Raw genomic sequence first — 25,385 nt, forward strand, 5'->3', positions numbered from 1 at the left:
CCTGTGCCACATCCGAATGGCCCAGCGCAGCGACGCCACCCACAGTACAGCCGGCGGATCAGCCCACCCCTCCGGCGTAGGCCAGTTCCGCCACGAGATCCTCGACGTTCGTCACGCGTTCCGGCAGGCCACGGGCCTGGAACCAGCCCGCCAGGTTGCGCACGTCGCGCTCCAGGAACTCGCGGCCGCGGGGGTTCGCGACGAGGTCGACGACCTGCGGGAGGTCGATCACCATCAGGTGCCCTTCGTGCACCAGGAGGTTGTACGCGGACAAGTCGCCGTGCACGAGCCCTTGCGTGGCGAGCAGTTCCAGCGCCGACACGGCCTGTTCCCACAGTTCGGTCAGTTCGTCGTGCTCCGGGCGCAGCTGTGCCAGCCGGGGCGCGGCCGTGCCGTCGGGCTCGCCGAGGAACTCGAGCAGCAGCTCTGTCCCGTGGCGCTGCACGGGGTAGGGCACGGGTGCCCCGATCGTCCACAAGCGACTCAGCGCGGCGAACTCCGCGACCGCCCACTGCTCGGCGATCAGGTTGCGCCCGAAGGAGGTGCGGCCCGCCATGGCCCGCATCTCACGTGAGCGCCGCATGCGCCGGCCTTCGAGGTACCCGGCGTCACGGTGGAACAGCCGGTGCTCGTCGCTGCGGTAGCGCTTGGCGGCCAGCAGCACTCCGTCGGTGCCGGGCAGAGTGCGGCGCAGGAGGTGGACGTCGGCCTCCTTGCCGGTTTTGAGCACCCCCAGGTCGGTGTCGACGGCCCCGAGCTCCGTGACCACCCAGTCGGGCCTCGGGTGGGGGCCTTGGTCGGCGTCGTCCCAGGTGGTCCAGCGGTCGGCGCCGTCCGGGAGGTCGGTCTCGGTGTAGGCGTCGTCGCGCGCCTGGGCGAGGCGGACGCGCTCGCCCTCGGTGAGCCGGCCCCGGCGGGTCGGCTCGGGTTCGTCGCTGAAGCGCCGCCCACGACGGGGACGCTCGAAATCGGACGCGTGAAGGTCTTCGTAGTCGTGCTCGCGCACTGGTGGGTCTCCTCGATCGGGGTGCCCCACCGGGCGAGCGCGGCGGCTCTAGCCGAGAGGGGCGGACGGAAGTGGGCAGGTCAGCGCCCGGACATTCGCCATGACGCACCTCCTTCGCTTCCGTCGGCCACCGGCACCCCGCCGGTTCGCGAGCAGCATGCCGGGGCGCGAGCGGCTCGCGCAACCGAATTAACGGGCTCCGCGAAATACCCCTAGCCTCGGCGGCATGAACGGTGGCGGGAAGTACGACGCGGTGATCGTGGGCGGCGGCCACAACGGCCTGGTCGCGGCGGCCTACCTGGCCCGGGCCGGGTGCTCGGTGCTGGTGCTGGAACGGCGCGGCGAGATCGGGGGAGCGGCTGTGTCGTTCCGCGCGTTCGACGGCGTCGACGTGCGCCTGTCGCGCTACTCCTACCTGGTGAGCCTGCTGCCACGGAAGATCGCGGCCGACCTCGGTCTCGGCGTCGAGCTGCGCCGGCGCCGGATGTCGTCCTACACGCCGTCCGGCGACACGGGTCTCCTTGTCGACACGGGGGACGAGGCGCGCACCGCGGCGGCTTTCCGCGCCGTCACCGGGTCCACAAAGGACTTCGACGCGTGGCGCGAGTTCTACGCGCAGGCCGGGCGCGTGGCGGCGGCGACGTTCGACACGCTCACCGAACCGTTGCCCGGCCGGGAAGAGCTCAAAGCCCGCATCGGCGACGACGAAGCGTGGGCCACGTTGTTCGAGCGCCCGATCGCCGAGACGCTCACCGGGCTGTTCGACGACGACACTGTGCGCGGCGTGGTGCTCACCGACGCGCTCATCGGCACCTTCGCCGGCGCCGGCGACGAGGACCTGCGCCAGAACCGCTGCCTGCTCTACCACCTGATCGGCAACGGCACGGGCGACTGGGACGTGCCCGTCGGCGGGATGGGCGCGGTCACCCGCGCGCTCGCCGACGCCGCCCGCGGCGCCGGGGCCACGCTCGTGACCGGCGCCGAGGTGCGGTCGGTGTCGCCCGACGGCGAGGTCAGCTACACGCTCGACGGCACCGAACGCGTGGCCGCCGGCTCTCACGTGCTGGCCAACGTCGCCCCCGACACGCTCTCGCGGCTCCTCGGCGAGGAACCCGGCCCGCGCCCGGAAGGCGCTCAGCTCAAGGTGAACATGGTCCTGTCGCGGCTGCCTCGCCTGCGCGACGCGGCCGTGGACCCGCGCGACGCGTTCGGCGGCACCTTCCACGTCAACGAGACCTACTCGCAGCTCGAAACCGCGTTCGCCGAGGCCGCGGCGGGCAAGATCCCGTCGCTGCCGCCGTGCGAGATCTACTGCCACTCGCTCACCGACCCGTCGATCCTCGGCCCGGCCGAGCGCGCGGCGGGCGTGCAGACGCTGACGTTGTTCGGCCTGCACATGCCGGCGCGGCTGTTCGAGGCCGACAACGATCGCGCGCGGGCCGAGGCGTTGCGCGCCACGATCGCGTCGCTGGACAGTGTGCTCGCCGAGCCGATCGAGCGCTGCCTGCTGCGCGACGCGGCGGGCAACCCGTGCGTGGAGGCGAAGACGCCGCTGGACCTGGAGGCCGAGCTCGGGCTGCCGCGCGGGCACATCTTCCACCGCGACCTGTCCTGGCCCTACGCCGAAGATCCGGCCGACGCCGGGAAGTGGGGTGTCGAGACCGCGCACGAGCGCGTGCTGCTCTGTGGCGCCGGTGCCGTGCGCGGGGGTGGCGTGAGCGGGATCCCCGGGCACAACGCGGCTATGGCGGTGCTCGCTCGACGGCGCGGCGAGGAGCGGGCAGGGTGAAGACATGCGCGTGATCGTGATCGGCGGCGGGATCGCCGGAGCAGCCACTGCCTACCACCTCGTGAGCAGCGGGGCCGACGTCGTGGTGGTGGACGCCGGGCTGCCCGGCGTCGCGACGGAGGCCGGCGCGGGGATCGTGAGCCCCTGGACCTCGCGGTGGGACAGCGCGATCTACCCGCTCGCGGCCGCCGCCGGGGCGTACTACCCGGAGCTGGCGGCGGCGTTGCGCGAGCAGGGGCAGGACCCGTCGTTCGAGGTCGTCGGCGGGATGGTCGTCTCGGCGGACCCGGGCGAGCTGGACGAGGCCTACGAGCGGCTGGTCGAGCGGGTCGCGGACGCACCCGAGGCGGGCGAGGTGCGGCGGCTGGATCCGGCGCAGGCGCGCGAGCTGTTCCCGCCGCTGGCGCCGGAGCTGTCCGCCGTGCACTTGTCGGGCGCGGGCCGCGTCGACGGCCGGGTGATGCGGGCGGCGCTCGTGGCCGCCGCGGAGCAGCGGGGCGCACGGTTCGTGTCAGCGGAGGCAACGCTCCTGTCCGGCGCCCGCGTGCAAGCGGGCGACGAGGAGCTGACCGGCGACGCCGTGGTGCTCGCCGCGGGCGCGTGGTCGGCCGCGCTGGCCGAGCCGCTCGGGATCGCGGTGCCGGTGGCGCCGCAACGCGGGCAGATCAGCCACTTCGACCTGCCGGAAACGGACACGTCGGCCTGGCCCGTGGTGCTGCCGCGGTCGAGCCACTACCTGCTGTCGTTCGCGGGCGGCCGCGTCGTGGCGGGCGCGACACGCGAGACGGACTCCGGCTTCGACTACCGCGTCACGGCCGCCGGCCAGCGCGAAGTGCTCGACCAGGCGCTGGCCGTCGCGCCGGGCCTGGCCGACGCGACGCTCGCCGAGACCCGCGTCGGCTTCCGGCCCGCGACGCCGGACACGCTGCCGTTGCTGGGCCAGGCCGCGCCGGGGTTGTTCCTGGCCACGGGCTTCGGGCCGGCCGGGCTGACGCTGGCGCCGTACGCGGGCAAGCTCATCGCCGCACTCGTCCTCGGCGAAGACCTGCCGGCGGACCTGCTGACGGCGTGCTCGCCTTCGCGGTTCAGCTGAGGCTGCCGTACTCAGGCTCAGTACTCAGGCTCAGTCGTCGGTCAGCAGTTCCAGGGCGTGGTCGCCGGCGCGCTCCACCGTGAGGCCGGCCTTGGTGATCACCTTCACCAGCTCGTCCACAGTGGACGGTTCGGTGCGCGTGGTCGCGAGCACCGCGGCGAGCCGGCCCTTGTAGGCCTTGTTGAAGTGGCTCACGGTGGTGCGGTTGCCGGCGGCGTCCTCCGTGACCACGCGCACGGTCACCGCGCCGGGGCGCAGCTTCGCGAACGCCGAGTACGTGCCCGAGCGCAGGTCGACGATGAGCCCCTCGATGTCCTGCAGCACCGGCTCCAGCGCGGGCTTCCACAGGCTGCGCACGGTGCCGAGCGCGGGCACGCTGTTGCCACCCGAGAGGCGGTACGCGGGGATCGGGTCGGTGGCCGAGACCACCCCGAACAGCGAAGACGTGACGGCCAGGCGGCGGTGGGCCTTCTCCAGGCCGGCGCGGGTGAAGCTGCCGATGTCGAGGGCGTCGTAGAGCACCCCGGTGTAGCGGCGCAGCGCGGGCAGCGTCGGCGAGGTCCAGAGGCTCCCGTTCCGCGCGACCTCGTGGCTCTGGCGCTCGGAGATGCCAAGCGCGGCAAGGCTCGCGGGGACGTCTTGCGCGAGTTCGACCAGCGCGTCCGCGAGCTTGGCCCGCACGGGGTTGAGCTCGGGGAAGGACAGCGTCTCGAGGTCGAGCGGCGCACCCTTGCCGCCGTCGGCCTTCGTCTCGGAGGGAGGGAGGAGCACCAGCACACGACGAGGGTAATCGGGGTGCGCCGCTGTTCGGCGCCCGCCTACGCTGACGTCATGGAGCTCACCTGGCGCCCGCTCACCCTCGGCGACGCGGAGCAGCTCGCGACCGTGTTCGCGGCCGCCGAGGAGCTGGACCGCACCGGCGAGCACTACACCGCCGCCGACCTGCGCGAGGAGATGCAAGGACCCGACCTCGACCTCGCGCTCGCCAGCACCGGCGCGTGGGCCGGCGGCCGCCTGGTGAGCTACGCGGCCATCCGCCGCCGCGACGCCGCCGACCCGGTGCACATGCCGCGCGTCGAGGCGATGACGCACCCCGAGTTCCGCACGGCCGACGTCGCCGCGCACCTCACCACGTGGTTCCTCGACGCCGGCAAGCGCGTGCACGAGCGCGCCTTCCCCGACGCGCCGCTGGAGCTGCACGCGGGCGCGCACGAGAACGAGCACTGGTACCTCGACGCGCTGGCGCGGGCCGGGTTCCGGCACGCGCGGTCGTTCGTCGAGATGCGCGCCGACCTGCGTGCGTTGCCGCCCGCTCGGCCGCTCCCGGCCGAGTACGAGGTGGTCGCGTTCGACGAGCGCTACGACGACCTCACCCGCGTGGCCCGCAACGCGACCTTCGCCGGCCACTGGGGCAGCGCCGAGCTGTCGGCCGAAGCCTGGCGCCACCGCATCACAGGGGCGAAGGACTTCCGCGGCGACCTGTCGTTCCTGCTCCTGACCCCTGAGCACGACGCCGTGGTCGGGTTCGTGCTCAGCGCGTTCCACCCGGCCGACTTCGCGGGGACCGGCGTGCGCGAGCTGTACGTGGACTACGTCGGCACCCTGTCGGAGCTGCGCGGCCGCGGCGTGGCGACGGCGCTGCTGGGCCACACGCTGGCCCACGCCCGCGACGCCGGGTTCGAGCGCTCGGCTCTGTCCGTGGACACCGACAACGCCCACAGCGCCGTCGGCATCTACGAACGGTGCGGCTACGAGGTCGCCGACACCTACTACGGCTACGTGCTCTCGATCTGAAGCTCTATTCGACGACGTTGAGCAGGGGTTCCCCGGCCACGAAGCGGCGCAGCTGCTCGGCCACGAGTTTCTTGGCGCGCGGGTAGAACGACGCCGAACCGCCGGCGACGTGCGGCGTGATCACCACGCCCGGAACCCTCCACAGTGGATGGTCGGCCGGCAGCGGCTCGGGGTCCACGACGTCGAGGGCGGCCCGCAACCGGCCGGTGGTCGTTTCGGCGAGCAGCGCGGCGGTGTCGATCGCGGAGCCGCGCCCGACGTTCACGACCAGCGCGCCCTCGGGCAGCAACGCGAGCTCCCTGGCACCCATCAACCCCTTCGTGGCCTCGGTTTCGGGCAGGATCAAGACCACGATGTCGGCCGATGGCAGCAGCTCGGGCAGCTCGGCGATCCCGTGCACGCCTTCACGCGCGCGGCTCGCCACCCGCGTGACCACTGCCTCCGCGGCCAGCAGCTGCCGCTCGATCGCGTGGCCGATGGAGCCGTAGCCCACGAGCAGCACGCGGCTGTCGGCGAGCGAACGCGTGTGCTCGCGCTCCCACGACCCGGTGGCCTGCTGCGCGAACCACCGCGGCAGGTCCCGCTGAGCCGCGTGGATCAGCGCCAGCGCGTGCTCGGCCACGCTGAGGTCGTGCAGACCCCGGCCGTTGGCCAGCACGACGCCCTCGGGCACCAGCGGCACAAGCGCCTCGACCCCGGCCGACAGCGCCTGCACCGCGCGCAGCGAAGGCAGCTTCCCGATCAGCTTCGGCGGCTCGCTCCCCGCGTCGTAGGGCAGCACGTAGAACTCCACGCCGGACAGGTCGCCGCCGGGCAGGTTCACGCCGTCGTAGTACGCGGCGGCCAGCCCCTCGGGCAGCTCGATGTCGGTCCAGGGCAGGAGAACTCGCGCGCTCATGCCCGCCAACCTAGTGCCGCCGGCTCAGTGCGCGCCCGCCTGTGCCACGCAGAACACGTTGCCCTCCGGATCGGCCAGCACCGTCCACTCGATGCCCGGCTGCGCGTGCCGCTCCTGCTCGCTCGCACCCAGCCCGACCAGGCGTTTCACCTCCGCCTCTCGGTCGGGCGCGGAGAAGTCGATGTGCACGCGGTTCTTGACCGTGCGCGGCTCCGGGACCTGCTGGAAGGCCAGCGCGGGCCCGTCGCCACCAGGGCGCGCGAGCATCACGAACGGTCCGTAGTCCGCTTCGACCGCGACGCCGAGCGCCTGCGTCCAGAAGTCCGTGAGGACCCGGGGGTCCGCGCAGTCGATGGTGATCATGCTCAGTTCGAGTCCCATGCCGCCGACGCTAGCCCGGGACACCGACAAAACCCCGACCACGCGATAACCGGGTGGAGTGGCCGGACGCCGGTTGACTACCCTGTGTCGGTCGAACCAGGCTCGACGTCTCAGCCCGCTCAGCGTCTCAGTCTCTCAGTGCAGGGAGTCCGCAGTGATCACCAGGATGTCGTCGTTGTTCCTCCGCACCCTGCGCGAGGATCCGGCGGACGCCGAGGTACCCAGCCACCGGCTGCTGGTGCGCGCCGGCTACGTCCGCCGGGTCGCCCCGGGTGGTTACTCGTGGCTTCCGCTGGGCCTGCGGGTGCTCCGCCGTGTCGAGAACGTCGTGCGTGAAGAGATGAACGCGATCGGCGCGCAGGAGATCCAGTTCCCCGCGCTGCTGCCGCGCGAGCCCTACGAGGCCACCGGCCGCTGGACCGAGTACGGCGACAACCTCTTCCGCCTCAAGGACCGCCGCGGCGCCGACTACCTGCTCGGCCCGACGCACGAGGAGCTGTTCGCGCTCACCGTGAAGGGCGAGTTCAGCTCGTACAAGGACTACCCGGTCACGCTGTACCAGATCCAGACGAAGTACCGCGACGAAGCGCGCCCCCGCGCCGGCATCCTGCGCGGCCGCGAGTTCGTGATGAAGGACTCCTACTCCTTCGACCTCGACGACGAGGGCCTGGAGCGCTCCTACCAGGCGCACCGCGACGCCTACACCAAGCTCTTCGACCGCCTCGGCCTCGAGTACGTGGTGGTCGCCGCGACGTCGGGCGCCATGGGCGGTTCGGCGTCGGAGGAGTTCCTCGCCGTCGCCGAGACGGGTGAGGACACGTACGTGCGCAGCACGGAGTCCGGCTACGCGGCCAACGTCGAGGCCGTGGTCACGCCCGCGCCGGCCGAGCGCCCGATCGAGGGCCTGCCCGCCGCGCAGGTGCACGCCACGCCGAACACGCCGACCATCGAGTCGCTCGTGGCGTTCTTCAACGCCGCCGGCCTCGGCCGCGAGTTCACCGCGGCCGACACGCTCAAGAACGTGATGCTGAAGATCCGCCAGCCGGGCGCGAAGGAGTGGGAGCTCATGGGCGTCGGCCTGCCGGGCGACCGCGAGGTCGACATGAAGCGCCTCGAAGCGTCACTCGAGCCCGCCGAGGTCGAGCTGCTGGAGGAGGCGGACTTCGCGAAGAACCCGTTCCTCGTCAAGGGCTACATCGGCCCGAAGGCACTCAAGGAGAACGGCGTCCGCTACCTCGTCGACCCGCGCGTGGTCACCGGCACCGCGTGGCTGACCGGCGCCGACCAGGACGGCCACCACGTGCTCGACCTCGTGGCGGGCCGCGACTTCACGCCCGACGGCACGATCGAGGCGGCCGAGGTCCGCGAGGGCGACGCGTCGCCCGACGGCCACGGCACCCTCGTCGCCGCGCGCGGTATCGAGATCGGCCACATCTTCCAGCTGGGCCGCAAGTACACCAACGCGTTCGAGCTCGACGCCCTCGGCCCCGACTCGAAGCCGATCCGCATCACGATGGGCTCCTACGGCGTCGGCGTCTCGCGTCTGGTCGCCGTGCTCGCCGAGCAGAACCACGACACCTCCGGCCTCGTGTGGCCGCGCGAGGTGTCGCCGTACGACGTGCACGTGGTCGTCGCGGGCAAGGACGAGACCATCGCGGCGGGTGCGGAGAAGCTCGTCGCCGAGCTCGACGCGGCCGGGGTCGACGTGCTGTTCGACGACCGCAAGGCCACCCCGGGCGTGAAGTTCGCCGACGCGGAGCTGGTGGGCGTGCCCACGATCCTCGTCGTCGGGCGCGGCCTGGCCAATGGGCTGGTCGAGGTCAAGGACCGCCGCACCGGCGAGCGCGAGGAGATCCCGGTCGACTCCGTGGTCGGCCACCTGGTCAAGCTCGTCCGCTCCTGACGGCCCACGCCGGTGGGGCTCTTCGGCCGGTCCGGCCGCGACGGTGCCGACGGTGCCGACGGTGATGGCGGCTACGAGGACAACGCCGCCCTCACCGGCGTCGGCGGGTACGAACCCGCTGACGCGCCTGGCTTCCCGGCCGCCGGCTACGGCACGGGCTCCCCGGTTTCCGGGAAGTCCGCCGCCGAGCCGGCGGCCGAACCGGGACGCGGTCCGTGGCCGGCGCAAGGCGAGAAACCCGGCGGAACTCCTTGGTACGCCGAGGATCCCGCCGCCACCGGGCACGCTCCGCGCGCGGAGCCCCAGCGCATCCGGCCGCCGAGCCGGCCGCCTGCGCGGTTGAAGGGGCGGCCGTCGCGGGCGCTGTGGATCCTCGTGGCCGTGATCGCCCTCGGTGTGGCCGCGATGAACTTCTTCGGCGCCGCCCGCCACCACTCGGCGAGCCCGTCGACACCCAGCCAGGGCCCGGTCACCTTCCAGCCCGAGCCGCACCTCGTCGTGCCCGCGGTGGTCGACGGCTGGTCCTCCGTGGCCGCGCGCGACGGCAGCTTCGCCTACGACGTCCCGCCGAGCTGGACACCGGAACCCGGCGTCGTGCACGGCTGGGACGGCACGGCGACCTCGCCGGGGATCACGCTCGGCACCACGGCGTCCGTCGGCCGCGGCTACTGCGGCAGCGACAGCCGCCACGGCGGGTCCGGAGTCACGACCGAAGACGGCGGCAACGCCGAAGCCGCCGCGCGCAAAGCCGTCGGCGACCTGGTCGGCAGTGCCTACGACCCCGGCGCGAAGGTGACGTACGCGCCGGCACAGGACGCGACCGTGCAGCTCGAAGGCTTAACCCGTCCCGCGCGAGTGGTGCTCGCCGACGTCACCCAGGGCGGCACCGACGCCTGCACTCAGAAGCACGTCACCGTCGCCGCGCTCGCCTTGGCCACCGCGACCCAGTCCGTGGTGCTCGTCGTCTACACCGACGACACCACCAGCCGCGCCGACGTCGTCCGCTTGCTTCAGAGCTACCGCGGCGTGCCGGCCGCCGACCGGACCACGACCACGCCGCCGCCGACCACGCGCTGACGCCGCAACGCCAGCTTCGCGAAGTCCTTCAGCCCGGCCCCCTGCAGGTACGCGCGCCCGAGCGCGAGGCCGATGCGCGGCAGGTCGGCCTCGTCGCGGTAGGCCAGGTACAGCGGCTCGCGCCGCGGCTGGAACTTCGCCTTGAACGCGTGCAGCGAGCGGAACCCGTAGTACGGCTCCATCAACGCGCCCACCGCGTCGAGCACCCGGTCCACCGCACGCGCCGGTGCGGTGTCGCGGCTGCGCACGAGCGGCGCGCCCGAAAGCGACACGAACCGCGCGCCTTCGTCACGCAACGCCAGGCACGCCGACGCGATCAGGAACTCCATCACCGGCCGGAACCCGTCCGGACGGCGGCGCATCACGTCGAGCGTCCACCCGCCCACCGTGCCCGAGCCCGTGTGCACCGGCAGCCACGACGTGAAACCACAGACCGTGCCCGTCGCGTCGATCGCGAGCCCCACGCGCGTCGCCGGGTCCATCGCCTCGGCGACACCGCCGAGCGTGAACCCCATCTCCGGCAGGCCCTTTGTCGCCGACCCACTCCTCCGACAGCGCGCGCACCTGCTCCCGGATCGCGGGCGGCTGCTCGGCCAGGCGCACCAGGCGGAACTCGATGCCGTCCTTGCGGGCCTTGTTCAACGCCGAACGCACGTCCTGCCAGGCTTTTCCGCGGAACTCCAGGTTCTCGAGATCCACCAGCGTGTCCTCCGCGACCTGCACGTGCTGCCAGCCCAGCTCCCGCGTCACGCCGACAGTGGCGGCCGTCGCAGAGAAAACGCACGGCACGAGCCCGGAGTTCTCGCACATCTCCCGGAACTCCGTGAGCGCGTGTGCCGCCGAGCCGCACGGCGCCACGGGATCGCCGAGCGCGATCGCGACCCCCGCGTGGCGCTGGTAAGCGAGGTAGGACGCGCCGTCGGAGGCGACGAAGTACGCGTTCTGCGGCCACGTCGTCATCCACGAGATCGTGCTGCCTCCGTTGCGCCCCAGCAGAAGCCGGGCAAGGCTGCCGTCCGGACCACCGCGCAGCAGCTTGCGGCGCCGCCGGCGTGAGGGCACGCGGAACGCCCCGCTCGCCGCGATTCAGCAGCACCAGCTCGACCGTCCACAGGAGATTGTCCACGAAGAACAGCGAAAGCCCGTGGCTGTCGTACTCGGTGCGCACCAGCTTCGCCACGGCCAGGACCCCGCTCACCAGGAGCACCTGCGACACCGCGAACACGCACAACCCCACGGCCCAGCGCCACGCGACGCGCGAGCCGCGGCGCAGGCCGTTGAGCATCGGCACCACGAGCACACCCATGATGAGAATCTCTCGCGCCGACAGGGAAACCGCGTCCGACGGGCCGAACGGGCCGTCTCCAGGGACGAGCCACATGACCACTTCGGCCACGGTGAGCAGCAGCAGTCCCGCGCACGCCAGCAGCCGCCACTCGCGCACGCTCGGCCGCACCGGTTCGGTGAGCCGCGCCGTGCCCGCGAGCCGATGGCCGAGCGGCAACGCCAGCACCAGTGCGAAGAAATGCACGAGATCAGCGAGCGTGCCGACGTACACGATCGCCACGCCCGCGTACACGCACAACCCGGCGCGCAGCCGCAGCCGCCACGGCGCGCGCAGCGTCGCGCTGGCCACGGCGATGGCCACGAGCGTGCCGCCGGAGAAGCCGACGTCGAGTGTGGTCGCGATGTGCGCGGCCCACCATCCAGCCGGAATGGCGGCACAGCACGAGGAACTGGATCGCCGCCGTGGCCGCGGCCAGCTGCCCGCCGACGGTCACCAGGATCGTGCGGCGCGTGCCGAGCTGCCACTCCGCGAACCCTGTCAGCAGCGCGAAAGTGCCGGCCATCGGCAGGTAGAACAGCGGCCGCGGCGCGAAGAACGGGCCGGTCGCCAGCGTCCACCAGCGGCCGTGTTCCAGCGAGGGCAGGCCGTAGGCGTAGTAGGCGAACGACGGCTGGTGCTCGGCGGCTTGCCAGAGCGTGCGGCTCGCGACCCCGGCCACGAGGATCGCGAGCACGACGGTGGTGGTGAACGGCAGGCGGCGCCAGAGCACGGCGAACCGCTCGCGTTTCGGCCTTCCGGCCGCCCGCCCGCGTCCCCCCGTGCCGGCACCGCCGGCGGTCCCCGCCGCCGGCGATGCGGTCGTCATGATCCGAGTCTTGCGCCTGGACCTAAAGCCGACATCCTTCGTGGGAGCGACTTGTCCCCCTAGGGGAGTGCCACCCCGGAGGGAGAAAACCCTGACCCGAAGGCGGATGCGGGCTCAGGGAACAGCACTCGACCAGGGGCGAACCCCGCACGGCGGCCTCGGCGCGGACGCCGAAACCGCCGTGCGGGGCGAAAACAGGGGTGAACCGCTCAGCCGAGCACGGCCTTGCGCACCGAGTCGAGGTCGGCGAGATCGGGCAGCACGGTGTGGGCACCCGAGGCCGCGAGCTCTTCGGCGCTGTAGTGCCCGGTGGCGACGGCTACCGCGACGGCACCGTTGTCGAGGGCGGCCTTCACGTCGTTCGGGGTATCGCCGATCACCACGACGTCGCCGGGCGCGAACGCCGTGCCGTGCTTGGCGGCCGCAGCGGCCACGGCGTGGGGGACGAGGTCGGGCCGGTGCGCCGAGAGCGAGCCGTACCCGCCGATCTCCAGTTCCAGGTGCTCGTCGAGGCCGAACGCGGCGAGCTTGTGCACCGAGATCTCCGGCAGGTTGCCGGTGACGAGCGTCTGCACGGCGCCGTGGCCGGCCATCGCGGCCAGTGCCGCCGCCGCGCCGTCGAGCGCCCGGCCGGCTTCGTGCAGCGTGCCGCGGGCCTCGTCGGCCACGGCGATCAGCTCGCTCCACAGGCGCTGGATGTTCTCCTCGGTCGCCTCGATGCCGTGCGTGGTGAGGATGTCGGCGGTGATCGCGCGCTCGGTGCGCCCGCCGTAGTCGGGGTGGGTGCGCAGCTCGGTGCCCATGGCCGTGAGAGCCGTGGCGTACCAGCTGCTGCCGACCCCCGTGAGGTCCACGAGCGTGTGGTCGATGTCCCAGAGCACCAGCCGGTGCGCGTGCGTCGTCGTCACGGCCGTGAGGGTACCGGCGGAAGTATTCAACGTCTGTTGACTTTCCGGGGGACGCGACCTACTTTGATCGTAATTCAACATGTGAAGAATAACTGGGAGGCCGTCATGTCGGCTGCTACTCGGCGCCCCGCGGGCGCGTTCGCCCTGGTCGCGGTGCTGGTGGGTGCGCTCGCCGCCGTGGTGCTGGGGTTTCTGACCTTCGGGGCGCAGGCCTCCGTCGCGCCCGATCACGTTCCTGTCGCCGTTTCGGCGCCGCCGCCGCTGCAGGGGCTGGCGCACCAGGTCGCCTCCCACGGCGGCACGCAGCTCGACTGGCGCGTCGCCGACCCGGCCGAGGCCCGGAACCTGTTGGCGGACAAGGAGGTCTACGGGGTCCTGGAGCTTCGTCCTGGCCCCGCCGCCACCGTCGTGCTCTCCGGTGCGGTGAACCCGGCGGGCACGCAGGTGGCGCAGCAGGTCCTCGCGGGCGCCGCTCAGGCGCTGCCCGGCGAGCCGCGGCTCGAGATGCTGCACCCGGCGAGCGCCGCGGGCCGGATCGTGCCGCTGGCCGCCAGCGCGCTCGCCTGGCTGGGCTCGCTCGTCGCCGGTGCCGTGCTGGTGCGGCTCAGCGCCGGCCGTCGCGTGAGCGTTCCGGTCCGCCTGGCGCAGGTGCTGGGCAGCGGCGTGCTGGTGACGGGTGTGCTGGTGGGCTTCGCCGCGCTGTGGGACTCCACGCTGCCGCTGACCTGGGACGTGCTCGGCTTCCTGTTCCTCACGGTCACCGCGTTCGCCGCGCTGCAGGCCGGTCTGCTGCGGCTGCTCGGCCTGCGCGCGCTCGCCATCCTGGCGCCGCTGTACCTCGTGGCGCCCGCGGTGGCCGGGCAGGTGCCCGAACTGCTCAACCCGGCCTACCGCGCGCTGCTGTGGTCGTGGACGCCGTTCCGCTTCTCGACCGAAGGCCTGCGCAGCCTCCTGCAGGGCGCGCCGGCCGCTCCGGACGTGACGACGGGCGTCTGGGTCCTGACCGGGCTACTCGTGGTCGGCCTGGCGCTGGCCCTATGGCCGGCCCGGTCGCGACGTGAGCCGCCCCAGCCACAGCCCACGGAACGGCCCGTCGAGGTCGCAGCCGGCTGAGATCGGCGCCACCCACCCAACTCACCCTGCCGAGCCGACCCACCAGCGAGATCGCGCCGGCTTCCGGATGGGGCGGTGCGATCGGCCCCCGGCCGATCCGACCGCCCCATCCGGAAGCCGGCTCAAAGGCGATCTCGCACGCCCCGGCGAAGCCGGGGCCAAAGACACAGCCGGGGCCAAAGACTCAGCCACACAAGAAGCTGAAGCGGACCTTGCGCACCGGGTTGTCGACGTTGGTGTCGACGAGGCAGACCGACTGCCAGGTGCCCAGCGCGAGCACCCCGCCCAGCACCGGAACCGTCGCGTACGGCGGCACCAGCGCCGGTAGCACGTGGTCACGGCCGTGGCCCGGGCTGCCGTGGCGGTGCCGCCAGCGCGCGTCGCGGGGAAGGATGTCCTCCAGCGCGGCGAGCAGGTCGTCGTCGCTGCCGGCGCCGGTCTCGAGGATCGCGAGACCGGCCGTGGCGTGCGGGACCCAGACGTGCAGCAGGCCGTCGGTGGCGTCGGCGTCGCGCAGGAACTTCTCGGCCTCGTGGGTCAGGTCGTGCACGACGGCGGTGTTTCCGGTGTGCACCTCGAGTTCGGTGGAGTACATGGTGATGAGCGTAGGTGCGTTCACAGGCCGAGGTAGCGGAGCACCGCCAGCACCCGGCGGTTGTGGCCTTCCGACGGCGGCAGGCCGAGCTTGGCGAAGATGCTCGTCACGTACTTCTCCACCGAACCCGCCGACAGGAACAAATCGCCGGCGATGGCGGAGTTGGACCGGCCCTGCGCCATCAGGTCGAGCACCTCGCGTTCGCGGGCGGTCAGTTCTGCCAGCGGCCCCGACCGGCCGGTGGCGGCGAAGAGCTGGCGCACGACTTCGGGGTCCAGCACCGTCTCGCCGGCCGCGACCCGGCGCAGCGCGTCGAGGAAGTCGGACACCTCGGCGACGCGGTCCTTCAGCAAGTAGCCGACCGCGCCGGCCTGGTCGGCGAGCAGCTGCTTCGCGTACTTCGTCTCCACGTACTGCGAGAACAGCAGGATCGCGCACCCGGCCAGCTCCTCGCGCAGCTCGATCGCCGCGCGCAGGCCCTCGTCGGTGTGCGAAGGCGGCATGCGGATGTCGACCACGGACACGTCGGGCCGGTGCGCGCGCACGGCCGCCCGCAGCTCCTCGGCGTCCTTCACCGCCGCGACGACGTCGTGGCCCCGCAGCCCCAGCAGCTCAACCAGGCCCTGGCGCAGGATGGTCGAGTCCTCGGCGATCACGATCCGCATGCGTCCCCCCTCGTCGCCAGCCTAGCGAGGCAGCGGGACCTCGGCCGTGACCACGGTCGGGCCGCCGGGCGGGCTCGCCACGGTCAGCTCGCCGTCCACCGGCCGCAGCCGCTCCGCGACCCCGGCCAGCCCGCCGCCGGGTACCACTGCCGCGCCGCCGGGGCCGGGATCGGTGACGGTCAGCCGCAGCACGGCGTCGTGCTCGTCGATCCGGACGGTGCAAGGCTTTCCGGAGTGCTTCGCCACGTTCGTCATCAGCTCCGCAGCGGCGAAGTACACCACGGCCTCCAGCGACGGCGGCGGCCGGTGGCCCAGCCGCACGGACACCGTCGCCGCCATCCCGGCAGAAGTGGCCACAGTGGACAGTGCGACGTCGAGACCCTTGTCCAGCGCCGCCGGGTGGATGCCACGCGCGAGGTCGCGCAGCTCGACCAGCGCCTGCTTGGCGTTGCCGTGCGCGGCTGCGACGAGCGTGCGTACCTGGTCGAGGTCGACGGTATCCGTGGCCAGCTCTTCCTTCGCCAGCCCCAGTTTCATCGCCATCGCGACGAGCTGCGCCTGGGCCCCGTCGTGCAGGTCGCGTTCGATGCGCCGCAACCGCTGCGCCGCGTCTTCGAGCGCCGTCGCCCGCGTCTCCTCCAGGAACCGCAGGCGCTGCAGCAACCCGGGCCCGGACAGCAGCAGCCGCCCGAGCTGCCGGTCGAGGACCGCCAGCGCGTGCACGACCCACGGCACGGCGGCCAGCGCGATCACGCCGCCGACCGCCCACAGCACCGTGCCCGGCCACGTGCGGCTGACGATGTTGTAGACCGGCAGCACGTCGCGCGTGAAGAACCACAACACCGGGTAGCTCGCCCCCGCGACGCCGAACACCAGGAGCGACCCGGCCACGGCGAACCCGGCGAACGAGATCGGGACCCGCAGCACGAGATACGCGCCGGCGCGCCACGCGTGCCGGTCGCCGAGCCGCGCGACCAGCCAGTGCCACAACCCGGGCCGCAGCGCCACCGGCGCCGGCGCGCGCAGCGGCGCGTCGAGCAACACGCCCGCCAGCCGCCGGTGCAGGCCCCCGAGCAGCCGCATCCCCCGCACGACCCCCGCGAGCACCAGCAGCCCCAGCCCGAGCGGGCTCAACGCGACACCGATCGCGAGCCCGACGAGCACGACGACGAGCGCGACCGGAGACAGCACCCCGGCCACCACCAGCCACACCGTTTCCGCCCGCGTCTGCCGCAGCGGCCCCGGCCACCACCCGCGCCGCGGCGCGCGTGCGTCCGCGGCCCGAGAAGTCATGCCCCGAAGTCTGCCCGCCACACGGCCGGCCGACCACCGGGTTCGCCCTGGACCGGGTGGGGGATTTCCCCCGCCCGGCCCGGGGCGTCAGTCTTCTTGGGGGCGCTGCTCGTCCTCGCGAGCGCTGTACTCAGGAGCGCTGTGCTCACGGGCACCGTGCTCACGGAGGCTGTCCTCCCGAGCGCGCTGCGACGCTTCGCGCATCTCGATCACGTCGGTCAGCCAGCTGCCGGTTTCGCGCGCGATGTCGCGCACGGCGCCGGTGATGATCGTCGCGATCGCCCCGATGTGGGTGGCCGCGGATTCCGTGAGCTCCTGCACCGTGTCCTTGCCGCTTTCGAACTGACCCACCATGTGCGGTTCCTCAGGCTGCTCGGAGTTGCCGGTCGGGGTCCACCGTAACCTCCGGGCCGCCCGGAGGCGTTCCGGGAAGCGCCAGCTTCACGATCTTCTTGGCCACCGACCACAGCTGTTTGCGCAGCGGCCCGGTGTTGTAGGGCAGGCCGTAGCGCTCGCAGATCTCGCGCACCTCGGCCGCGATCTGGGGGTAGCGCCGCGCCGGGATGTCCGGGAACAGGTGGTGCTCGATCTGGTGCGAAAGGTTCCCCGAAAGGATGTGGAACAGGGGGCCGCCGGTGATGTTGGCCGACCCCAGGATCTGGCGCAGGTACCACTGGCCGCGCGACTCGTCGTCGGTCTCTTCCTGGGTGAAGCTCTCCACGTCGGCGGGGAAGTGGCCGCAGAAGATGATCGCGAACGCCCACAGGTTCCGCACGAGGTTCGCGCTCGCGTTGCCCACCAGCGTCAGCGGCGCCAGCGGTCCGGTCAGCAACGGGAAGAGCACGTAGTCCTTGCCGATCTGACGCCCGGCCTTGCGCACGATCTTGCGCAGCACCGGCACGTTCTCGGCCCACGTGCGCTCGCCCTTGAAAACTCGCTCGATTTCGAGGTCGTGCAGCATCACGCCCCACTGGAACAGCAGGGCCAGCAGCGTCGCGTACACGGGGTTGCCGAGGTAGTACGGGTGCCATTTCTGCGCCGCGTCCATCCGCAGGATGCCGTAACCGATGTCACGGTCCTTGTCGAGGATGTTCGTGAACGTGTGGTGCAGGTAGTTGTGGGAATGCCGCCAGTTCTCGGCGGGCGCGACGTTGTCCCACTCGAAGCGCTGCGAGCTCAGCTCCGGGATGCGCGTCCAGTCGTACTGGCCGTGCATCACGTTGTGGCCGATCTCCATGTTGTCGAGGATCTTGGCCAGCGACAGCGCCGCGACGCCGGCGACCCAGGCGGGCGGCAGGAACCCGGCGAACAGCAGCCCCCGCCCGGCGACCTCCAGCCCGCGCTGGGTCCTGATGATCGTGCGGATGTACTCGACGTCGGCCTCGCCGAGGTCGTCGACGACGCGCCGGCGCAGCGCGTCGAGCTCGCGGCCGAACTCCTCGATCTGTTCTGGCGTGAGGCGGTCCTGAAGTCCTGTCATGGCGTACCTCCTGTGTCTTGCGGGGCACCCGCACCCGGTCGGCGTCGCGATCGGGCGGGGCACGATGTGCTCACGACGCCTCTCAGGCGTTGATCTCGACGTCCCCGACCGGGACGCTGATGCAGAGCTGGATCTCTTCGTCCTCTTCGCCGGAGACCTCGCCGGTGCGGGCGTTGCGCACGCGCCCGGCGGTCTTCACCTGGGTGCAGGAGAAGCAGATGCCCATGCGGCACCCGTGCTCCGGCGACAGGCCCGCGTCCTCGGCCTGCTCCAGCAGCGGCTTGCCCGAGTTGGCGCATTCGCGGCCGCTGCGGGCGAAGCGCACGGTGCCCTCGGCGGTCTGGTTGGTCTCAGCGTCGAACGTCAGCGGCGGCGCCGTGAACTCTTCGGTGTGCAGTCGTTCACCGAGTCCTTCGGCCTCGAACAGTTCGCGGGCCGAGTCCATGAGCGGTTTCGGACCGCAGAGGAAGGTCTCGGCGTCGCGGAACCACGGCGCGGCGTGGGCGAGGTGCTGCTTCGAGAAGAACCCGCGCAGGTCGCCGCCCCGGCCGTGGGTGTGCGCGTGGACCACCCGGAACCCGGGGTGGCGCTCGGCGAGCCCGGCCAGCTCGGTGCGGTAGAGCACGTCGTCCGCGGTGTTGGAGTAGTGCAGGAACGCGACCTCGCCGCGGTGCCCCTCGGCGACGAGCCGGCGTGCCATCGCGAGGACCGGCGTGATGCCGCTGCCGCCGCTGACCAGCACGATCCGCTCAGGTCGCGGCGAGGGCAGGGTGAACTCGCCGTCCGCGGCGGACAGCCCGAAGACCGTGCCGACGCGGGTGCTGGCGTACAGGTGGCGCGACACCAGGCCCTGCGGGTCGGCCTTCACGGTGAACTCGAGGTCGCCGCCACCCGGCCCGCAGGGCGAGTAGCAACGGGTGCGCCGGACGCCGTCGATCTCCACGGTCAGGCGCACGTACTGCCCGGCCTCGAAGCCCCGCCACGCGCGGCTCGGCCGCACGGTGAACGTGACCGTGTCCGGGGTCTGGCGCCGGACCGCGACGACGCGGCCGCGGATCTCGCGGCGGACCAGCATCGGGTCGAGCAGTTCCAGGTAGCGGTCGGCGCCGTGTGGGGTGAGCAGGGCCTCGGCGAGCGAGGCGAGCCCGCGCAGGCGCTGCGGGAGCAGTGCGGTCATCACGCCCTCCGGATTTGAGTGCACATCTGTACACTCACTAGTGTGGGGGCACGGCCCGGGTGGCTGTCAACGCGGGAGCGAGGTGATGTGACGTGGACCATGCCGAAGGCGTCAGTACGCTGCCGGGGGTGTCCGCTGGGTCGGAATTCGAGGTGCCGGCGTCGGTGAGCCGGCAGGAGCGCAAGCAGCGCACCCGCCAGGCGCTGCTCGACGCGGCACTGGAACTGCTGGCCGACCGCGGGTTCGGCAGCCTGTCGCTGCGCGAGGTCACCAAGCGCGCGGGCATCGTGCCCACCGCGTTCTACCGGCACTTCACCTCGATGGACGAGCTCGGCGTCGCCCTGGTCGAGGAGACCACGCGCACGCTGCGCGGCATGATCCGCTCCGCGCGCGCCGAGCCCGTGAGCCACCGCGGCATGATCGACGCGTCCGTGCGCACGCTGTTCGAACACGTGCGAGCGCACGAGGACCATTTCCGCTTCGTCACGCGCGAGCGCTACGCCGGCACCGGCACGGTCGCGCGCGCCATCGGCGTGGAGCTGCGGCTGTTCTCCAGCGACCTGGCCATCGACCTCGCCCGCTTCGACCACCTCCGCGAGTGGCCCACCGAAGACCTCCACGCGCTGGCCGACCTCATCGTCACGGCCATGCTCGCCACGGTCGTCGACCTGCTCGACGTCCGCCACGGCGACCGCGAAGCCGATGAACGCACGTTGGAACTGGCCCGCAAGCGCCTGCGGATGATCCTCGTGGGCGTGCCCCACTGGCGCCCGTCCGCCTAGCCGCGGGCCGGCGCCCGAGAGCTACGATTTCGTTGACCAGCCTGTTCTTCGGGGACGCCGGATCTTCGGCGGGCGAGGTCGTGGAGGAGCGCTGTGGACACCGGGTCGGACGTGCGTGCGGAGTTCAGCGACCCGGCCGGGAACCTGGCGTTCGACGAGGCGCTGCTGCGGGAAGGCCCGGCCGCGCCGGTGCTGTGGCTGTGGCGCAACCCGGTGAGCGTGGTCGTCGGCCGCGGTCAGAAGGTGGCGCGCGAGGTGCGCGTGGCCGAGTGTGAGCGCGACGGCGTGCCGGTGCTGCGCCGGGCCAGCGGTGGTGGGACGGTGTTCCACGATCCGGGCAACCTCAACGTCACGCTCGTGCTGCCCGGCCCGGCCGACCGGCCGCTGGAGATGCTCGGGCTGGTGATGTCGGCCGCCGTCGAGAAGCTCGGCCTGCCGCCGCGCCTCGGTGGGCGCGGCCTGTTCATCGGCGACGCGAAGCTGTGCGGGTTCGCGGTGTTCCGCACCAAGAACGGGCTGCTGGCCCACTCGACACTGTTGATCGACACCGACGCCGCGCGCGTCGGTGCCTACCTCACCGGGCCGCCGCCGGACCCGAAGCCGCTCGACTCGCACCGCAGCAAGGTCGCCTCGCTGGCCGACCACGGCGTGCACCCGCCGGAAGGCGAGGTGGAGTCCGTGGTGCGTGCCGCGTCCGCGGGGCTGCTCGGCCCGCTCGTGCCGCGGCCGCCGACGGACGCGGAGCTCGAGCGGCAGCGTGTGCTGCTGGACACGCGCTACCACTACGACGGCTGGCACACCGACGGCAAACAGCGCCGGTGAGCGCTACTCGCCGGCGGAGAACGTGACGGCGGGGATCTTCTTCACCGGGCGTCGGACGTCCTTGGCCGGCTTCGGCTCAGTGGTCTTCACCACGGCTTTCGGTTCCGCGGCAGGGTTTTTCACCGGCTGCTTGGCCCGCGTGGTCTTCGGCGCCGGTTCGGCCTGCTCGACCGGGCGGGCCGTCGTCTTCGCCGCTGCCGCGATGCGCTTGGCGGGCTTGGCCTTCGCCGGAACTTCCTGTGGTTCCACGGCTTTCGCCCCCGCCACCAGGCGCGGCCGCTGCTTGCGGCCACCCGTGCGACGGCCGTTCGTCACGTAGGGGTCGAAAATTTCGCGCAGTGCCGCGGCGTTGCGGACGGAGAGGTCGATCTCGTAGTCGAGTCCGTCGAGGCCGAAGCCCACCGTCTCGGCGGCGGGTTCGCCGGTGAGGTCGTCCAACACGTGGACGGCGGTGTTCTTGGCCATGCGAAAGCCTCCGTGCTCGATCGTGGTCGTGCGTGCAATCGGCACGGCGACGACCCGGTGTCGCCGATTTCTTGCAGCTCGCGGAAGACAATAACGGCTGGCTTGCGTGAAGCCGCGCAGTGGTGTGCGCTGAACCCATGTCAGGACAGACTTTCGACGTCGTGGTGATCGGGGCCGGCCCGGTCGGTGAAGTCGCCGCGGAACGCGCCGCCATGGGCGGGTTCAAGGTGGCGCTCATCGAGCACGAGTTGTTCGGCGGTGAGTGCTCGTACTGGGCGTGCGTCCCCAGCAAGGCGTTGCTGCGCCCGGGGAACCTGCTCGCCGCGGCCAAACGCATGCCGGGGGTGGTGGTCGGCGACGCGCTCGACCCCGCGCAGGTGCTCGCCCGCCGGGACTCGTTCATCGGCCGCGGCGACCCGCAAGGTCAGGACCACGGCCAGGTGGACTGGGCGCGAGGGGTGGGCGTCGAGCCGATCCGCGGCCACGGGCGGATTTCCGGTGAACGGGAGGTGACGCTGTCCGACGGGCAGGTGCTCACCGCGCGCCACGGCGTGATCGTCTGCACCGGCAGCGTGGCGCGTTACCCGCCGATCCCCGGCCTCGACACGATCAAGCCCTGGGGCTCGCGCGACGCGACGGCGTCGTCGGCCGTGCCCGCGCGGCTCGGCGTGCTGGGCGGTGGCGTCGTCGGCGTGGAGATGGCGCAGGCTTGGGCGCGCCTGGGCGCGCAGGTGCACCTGATCATCACGGGCAAGCGCCCGCTGCCGCGGCTACCGGAGTTCGCGGGCGACCTGGTGCTCGCGGGCCTGCGCGCCGACGGCGTGATCGTGCACACCGGCTCGGGCATCGACGAGGTGTCCGCTGTGGACGGCGGCGGCGCGTCGCTCAAGCTCACCGGCGGCGAAGACCTGGTGGTCGACGAGCTGCTGGTGGCCACCGGCCGCGTACCGGCGACCGGCAACGTCGGGCTCGACGTCCTCGGCCTGCCCACGGAGGGCCCGCTCGAGGTCGACGAGAGCGGCCGCGTGTCCGCCGTGGACGGTGGCTGGCTCTACGCCGCGGGCGACGTGACCGGGCGCGCGCTGCTGACCCACCAGGGCAAGTACGGCGCCCGCGTGGCCGGTGACAGCATCGCCGCGCGCGGCCGCGGTGAGGACATCTCCACCGCGCCGTGGAGCCGCTACAGCGCGACCGCCGACCACCACGCAGTGCCGCAGGTCATCTTCACCGACCCGGAGGTGGCGTCCGTCGGTCTCACCGAGGCCCGCGAGGGCTCGGCCGACCGCGTCGTCGACATCGACATCGCGGTCGCCGGCTCGGCGCTGTTCGCCGACGGCTACACCGGCAAGGCCCGTATGGTCGTCGACACCGACCGCGGCGTGGTCCTGGGCGTCACCTTCGCCGGCCAGGACGTCGCCGAAATGCTGCACTCCGCCACGATCGCCGTCGTGGGCGAAGTCCCCCTCGACCGCCTGTGGCACGCGGTCCCCTCGTTCCCCACGATCAGCGAGGTCTGGCTGCGGCTGCTGGAGGCTTACGGCCTGTAGGCAGGGCTCTGGAAGGTGGCGGGTCCCCGGCTGTTGCCGGGGACCCGCTGTTTTTCAAGGCGGTCAGGCGGGCATGGCGAGTGCGAGGGCGCGCTGGGCCGCGCGGGTGAGGCCGGGGTCGTCCGGAGTGGACGGACCGGACTGCCACACGACCTGCACCAGCCGCACGCCGGTGCCGTCGAGTTTGCTGGCGTAGGCGGCGCTGTCGAACTGCGGGGGCGGGGCCGGCCACTTGCCGGTCTCGGTGGCGACGTCGAGGATGCCGCCGCCGCCCGGGGTGTCGGCGACCTGCTTGAAGTGCGTGGCCTGGGCGGCGTCGGGGAACTGGACCACGGCCATGGTCACCGCGGCGGCGCGCCCATCGACCAGGGCGGTGTAGCTGGCGCGGCTGACGGCGGAGCAGCTCGTCTGCTGCAGACTGGCCTGCACGTCGCCGAACGCGTGCGACGCGCAGCGCTGGTCCGAACTGCTCGCCCGCGGCTCGAACGACAGGCTCGGCGACGCGCTGCCGGCCGGCGCACTGCTCACGGCCGCGGGCGGCGGCACCGGCCGCGCGCTCGAGCTCGGTGCGGGAGCGGCCTCGCCGCCCCCACCGCTGCCGGTCGCCGCCACGACGATCGCCGTGACCAACAGGATCGCCAGCAACCCGATCGCGGCCACCGGCACCCACCGCACGGTCCGCGACTGCTCCTTCTCCCGCGGCGGCGCACCGCCACCCGCGGGAACCTCCACCGACCCGGAGGCCGACGGCGCCGACGACACAGTCCTCGGCGGGCTCGCCGCGTTCGTCGCGGTCGCTGCGGCACCCTGCCGGGCCGCCGGTGCCGGCGGTGTGCCACCCGGTCCGGCGCCGACCACGGCGGGCTTGCCACCCGCGACGGCGTTGGTGCCGGCCACGGCGGGCTTGCCGCCGGCAGCGACGGGAGGCTGTCCAGCCGGAGCCTTGCCACCAGCGGAGACAGAAGACCTGCCTCCAGCCGGAGCGACAGGCGGGTTTCCACCGAGAGGGACGGGCGGCTTGCCGCCGGGCGCACCAGTCGGCCTGCCGTTGCCATTCCCCGGCGGGACCGGCCTCGGCGCAGGCACCGCTCGCTGCCCGGCCGGCCGCTGCCCGCTCTGCTTCGGCCCATCCTGCCTCGGCGACGTCATCTTCTCCGTCACCGCCGACTCCAGCGAACCGCCCCGGCCACCGCCCGAAGTGGACGGACCGTTCGGCACCGCACCGGGGAAGCTCGGCGGGGCAGTCGACTCGGTCGGCCCGTCGGCGAGGGGAATCGCCTGCTCAGGCGCGGTGGCCGACTCCGCGGTGGCCGGCGAAGCAGCCGTACCGGGGAAGGTCGGTGCGGCGGTGGACTCCGTCGGGGCGTCGGCGAGGTGGATCGCCGCGTCCTGGTCGGTGCCGATGGTTTCCTCGGTGGCCGGGGGAACGGCCGCCGAGGAAGACTCCGTGGGGAAAGGCGAAGCGGCCGAAGTGGACGAACCCGGTGCCGCCGTCGACTCGGTGGGTGCGGTGGCGAGGTGACCCGCCTGTTCCGGAACCGCGGCCGGGGAAGTGACCGAAGTGGACGCACCCGGGAAAGCCGGCGCCTCGGCCGGGACGCCGGCCAGGGACGGCGCGGCGACGTGCGGCACCGGCCGGGTGGTCGGGATGACCGGCGGTGGCGGCGGCACCGACGTGATGCGCGTGCGCTGCGCGGGCTTCGACACACCGGAAGCAGAAACAGGAGCGGCAGCCGGAACAGGAGCAGGCACAGGAACCGGCGGATCATCCGTGTACCGGACGAACCCCTCACCCAGCAGCACCTCGTCCGACATCCCTGGCGCATCCGGCGCCAGCGCGGTGATCAACGCCCGCGCCTGGTCCACCGACCGCGGACTCCGCGCCGTGGCCAGCGACACCGTCGCGGCCAGCATCGTCGTCGGCGTCGGGTGCAGCACGCGTACCGGCCCGGAGAGGTCCGCGGGTGGCTGATCGACCGTCTCGACATACGGACCGACCGCCACGATCGTGCCCACCGGGCCGGAACCCGGCGCCAGCTCGGCGATGCGGCGTTCGCACTCGGCCGAGAGGTCCAGGGCTTCCGTGGCGGGGTTGACGGCGTCGTCACCGTGGACCAGCGGCCAGCCGTCGGCCTTCCACGGGCCGCCGAGCGGCGCTTCGAGGCGCAGCGCCGGGTCGGGGAGGTCGACGCCGATCACGATGAGCACGCCCTTCGGCAGCACCACCACGGCTTCGACGGCGCGCTCGCCGCCGGCCGGGCGGGCGCCGATCAGGGCCACGCCACCGATCACGGTGCTGCCGCGGCCGAGGGAGGCCAGCGCTGCCCGCACATCGTCGGCGACGCGCGACGGCTGCTGCCCGAGGCGGACCAGTCGCACCGAAACCCTCCTCACCTCGTCCGTTTCGCGGCCCACGCTAGCGTGCCTGCCCCGCAGATCCCTGC

General features: G+C 72.7%; 22 protein-coding genes and 1 pseudogene. 9 read left to right on the forward strand and 14 right to left on the reverse strand.

Annotation, left to right across the window (positions count from 1 at the left end; all coding sequences use genetic code 11):
* Positions 1-58: 58 nt before the first annotated feature.
* Complete coding sequence (locus K1T34_RS28545; protein WP_220237858.1) at positions 59-1,006, reverse strand: serine protein kinase RIO; 948 nt, start codon at positions 1,004-1,006, stop codon at positions 59-61.
* Positions 1,007-1,232: 226 nt separating this feature from the next.
* Here K1T34_RS28545 and K1T34_RS28550 point away from each other — a divergent pair, with 226 nt between their 5' ends.
* Together K1T34_RS28550 and K1T34_RS28555 are read left to right on the forward strand one after the other, a co-directional pair.
* Positions 1,233-2,795 (forward strand): NAD(P)/FAD-dependent oxidoreductase, encoded by a 1,563-nt coding sequence (locus K1T34_RS28550; protein WP_220237859.1) that lies wholly within the window; start codon positions 1,233-1,235, stop codon positions 2,793-2,795.
* A 4-nt stretch (positions 2,796-2,799) separates the two neighbouring features.
* The gene (locus K1T34_RS28555) at positions 2,800-3,888 is read left to right on the forward strand and encodes an FAD-binding oxidoreductase (protein WP_220237860.1); all 1,089 of its coding nucleotides are present in this window, start codon (positions 2,800-2,802) and stop codon (positions 3,886-3,888) included.
* A 30-nt stretch (positions 3,889-3,918) separates the two neighbouring features.
* On the opposite strand, the gene yaaA is transcribed toward K1T34_RS28555, so the two are convergent.
* On the reverse strand, positions 3,919-4,665 hold the full coding sequence (gene yaaA / locus K1T34_RS28560) for a peroxide stress protein YaaA (RefSeq protein ID WP_220237861.1): 747 nt from the start codon (positions 4,663-4,665) through the stop codon (positions 3,919-3,921).
* A gap of 54 nt (positions 4,666-4,719) precedes the next feature.
* Between yaaA and K1T34_RS28565 the strand changes: the two genes are divergently transcribed.
* Complete coding sequence (locus tag K1T34_RS28565) at positions 4,720-5,682, forward strand: GNAT family N-acetyltransferase (protein ID WP_220237862.1); 963 nt, start codon at positions 4,720-4,722, stop codon at positions 5,680-5,682.
* A 4-nt stretch (positions 5,683-5,686) separates the two neighbouring features.
* Here the strand turns inward: K1T34_RS28565 and K1T34_RS28570 are convergent, their stop codons facing one another.
* Both K1T34_RS28570 and K1T34_RS28575 read right to left on the reverse strand, forming a co-directional pair.
* Positions 5,687-6,580, reverse strand: a complete 894-nt coding sequence (locus K1T34_RS28570; RefSeq protein WP_220237863.1) for a 2-hydroxyacid dehydrogenase — start codon at positions 6,578-6,580, stop codon at positions 5,687-5,689.
* A gap of 24 nt (positions 6,581-6,604) precedes the next feature.
* Complete coding sequence (locus K1T34_RS28575; RefSeq protein WP_220237864.1) at positions 6,605-6,961, reverse strand: VOC family protein; 357 nt, start codon at positions 6,959-6,961, stop codon at positions 6,605-6,607.
* 154 nt (positions 6,962-7,115) lie between these two features.
* Between K1T34_RS28575 and K1T34_RS28580 the strand changes: the two genes are divergently transcribed.
* Both K1T34_RS28580 and K1T34_RS28585 read left to right on the forward strand, forming a co-directional pair.
* Positions 7,116-8,864: a proline--tRNA ligase gene (locus K1T34_RS28580; protein WP_220237865.1), complete on the forward strand. Its 1,749-nt coding sequence runs from the start codon at positions 7,116-7,118 to the stop codon at positions 8,862-8,864.
* Between the two features lie 12 nt (positions 8,865-8,876).
* A complete protein-coding gene (locus K1T34_RS28585; RefSeq protein WP_220237866.1) occupies positions 8,877-9,941 on the forward strand; it encodes a hypothetical protein in 1,065 nt (354 codons plus the stop codon).
* Here K1T34_RS28585 and K1T34_RS28590 read toward each other — a convergent pair.
* Positions 9,881-11,998, reverse strand: a pseudogene (locus K1T34_RS28590) (bifunctional lysylphosphatidylglycerol flippase/synthetase MprF). The gene K1T34_RS28585 and the pseudogene K1T34_RS28590 overlap by 61 nt on opposite strands.
* Before the next feature lie 305 nt (positions 11,999-12,303).
* Positions 12,304-12,975: a haloacid dehalogenase-like hydrolase gene (locus K1T34_RS28595; RefSeq protein ID WP_304504330.1), complete on the reverse strand. Its 672-nt coding sequence runs from the start codon at positions 12,973-12,975 to the stop codon at positions 12,304-12,306.
* Between the two features lie 132 nt (positions 12,976-13,107).
* On the opposite strand from K1T34_RS28595, the gene K1T34_RS28600 reads away from it, so the two are divergent.
* Positions 13,108-14,115 (forward strand): ABC transporter permease, encoded by a 1,008-nt coding sequence (locus K1T34_RS28600; protein ID WP_220237868.1) that lies wholly within the window; start codon positions 13,108-13,110, stop codon positions 14,113-14,115.
* 184 nt (positions 14,116-14,299) lie between these two features.
* Here K1T34_RS28600 and K1T34_RS28605 read toward each other — a convergent pair whose 3' ends face one another.
* The 6 genes from K1T34_RS28605 to K1T34_RS28630 all read right to left on the reverse strand — a co-directional run bounded on the left by K1T34_RS28605 (position 14,300) and on the right by K1T34_RS28630 (position 19,325).
* Positions 14,300-14,710: a secondary thiamine-phosphate synthase enzyme YjbQ gene (locus tag K1T34_RS28605; protein WP_220237869.1), complete on the reverse strand. Its 411-nt coding sequence runs from the start codon at positions 14,708-14,710 to the stop codon at positions 14,300-14,302.
* A 20-nt stretch (positions 14,711-14,730) separates the two neighbouring features.
* Positions 14,731-15,375 carry a response regulator transcription factor gene (locus K1T34_RS28610; RefSeq protein WP_220237870.1) on the reverse strand — a complete coding sequence of 215 codons (645 nt, stop codon included), beginning with the start codon at positions 15,373-15,375 and terminating at the stop codon, positions 14,731-14,733.
* A 21-nt stretch (positions 15,376-15,396) separates the two neighbouring features.
* Positions 15,397-16,668 (reverse strand): sensor domain-containing protein, encoded by a 1,272-nt coding sequence (locus K1T34_RS28615; RefSeq protein WP_220237871.1) that lies wholly within the window; start codon positions 16,666-16,668, stop codon positions 15,397-15,399.
* Between the two features lie 87 nt (positions 16,669-16,755).
* Positions 16,756-17,022, reverse strand: coding sequence for a hypothetical protein (locus K1T34_RS28620; RefSeq protein WP_255637656.1), 267 nt, complete (start codon positions 17,020-17,022; stop codon positions 16,756-16,758).
* 10 nt (positions 17,023-17,032) lie between these two features.
* Positions 17,033-18,148, reverse strand: coding sequence for an acyl-CoA desaturase (locus K1T34_RS28625; RefSeq protein ID WP_220237872.1), 1,116 nt, complete (start codon positions 18,146-18,148; stop codon positions 17,033-17,035).
* Between the two features lie 82 nt (positions 18,149-18,230).
* Positions 18,231-19,325, reverse strand: a complete 1,095-nt coding sequence (locus K1T34_RS28630) for a ferredoxin reductase (RefSeq protein WP_220237873.1) — start codon at positions 19,323-19,325, stop codon at positions 18,231-18,233.
* A gap of 128 nt (positions 19,326-19,453) precedes the next feature.
* On the opposite strand from K1T34_RS28630, the gene K1T34_RS28635 reads away from it, so the two are divergent.
* Together K1T34_RS28635 and K1T34_RS28640 are read left to right on the forward strand one after the other, a co-directional pair.
* Complete coding sequence (locus K1T34_RS28635; RefSeq protein ID WP_255637657.1) at positions 19,454-20,107, forward strand: TetR family transcriptional regulator; 654 nt, start codon at positions 19,454-19,456, stop codon at positions 20,105-20,107.
* 93 nt (positions 20,108-20,200) lie between these two features.
* Complete coding sequence (locus K1T34_RS28640; RefSeq protein WP_220237875.1) at positions 20,201-20,929, forward strand: lipoate--protein ligase family protein; 729 nt, start codon at positions 20,201-20,203, stop codon at positions 20,927-20,929.
* A 3-nt stretch (positions 20,930-20,932) separates the two neighbouring features.
* Here K1T34_RS28640 and K1T34_RS28645 read toward each other — a convergent pair whose 3' ends face one another.
* Positions 20,933-21,394 carry an Lsr2 family protein gene (locus tag K1T34_RS28645; protein WP_220237876.1) on the reverse strand — a complete coding sequence of 154 codons (462 nt, stop codon included), beginning with the start codon at positions 21,392-21,394 and terminating at the stop codon, positions 20,933-20,935.
* A gap of 137 nt (positions 21,395-21,531) precedes the next feature.
* Here K1T34_RS28645 and K1T34_RS28650 point away from each other — a divergent pair, with 137 nt between their 5' ends.
* Positions 21,532-22,941: an NAD(P)/FAD-dependent oxidoreductase gene (locus K1T34_RS28650; RefSeq protein WP_220237877.1), complete on the forward strand. Its 1,410-nt coding sequence runs from the start codon at positions 21,532-21,534 to the stop codon at positions 22,939-22,941.
* A 63-nt stretch (positions 22,942-23,004) separates the two neighbouring features.
* On the opposite strand, the gene K1T34_RS28655 is transcribed toward K1T34_RS28650, so the two are convergent.
* A complete protein-coding gene (locus tag K1T34_RS28655; RefSeq protein ID WP_220237878.1) occupies positions 23,005-25,320 on the reverse strand; it encodes a hypothetical protein in 2,316 nt (771 codons plus the stop codon).
* Between the last annotated feature and the right edge of the window lie 65 nt (positions 25,321-25,385).

Source organism: Amycolatopsis sp. DSM 110486 (assembly GCF_019468465.1).
In the GTDB taxonomy this organism is placed as follows: domain Bacteria; phylum Actinomycetota; class Actinomycetes; order Mycobacteriales; family Pseudonocardiaceae; genus Amycolatopsis.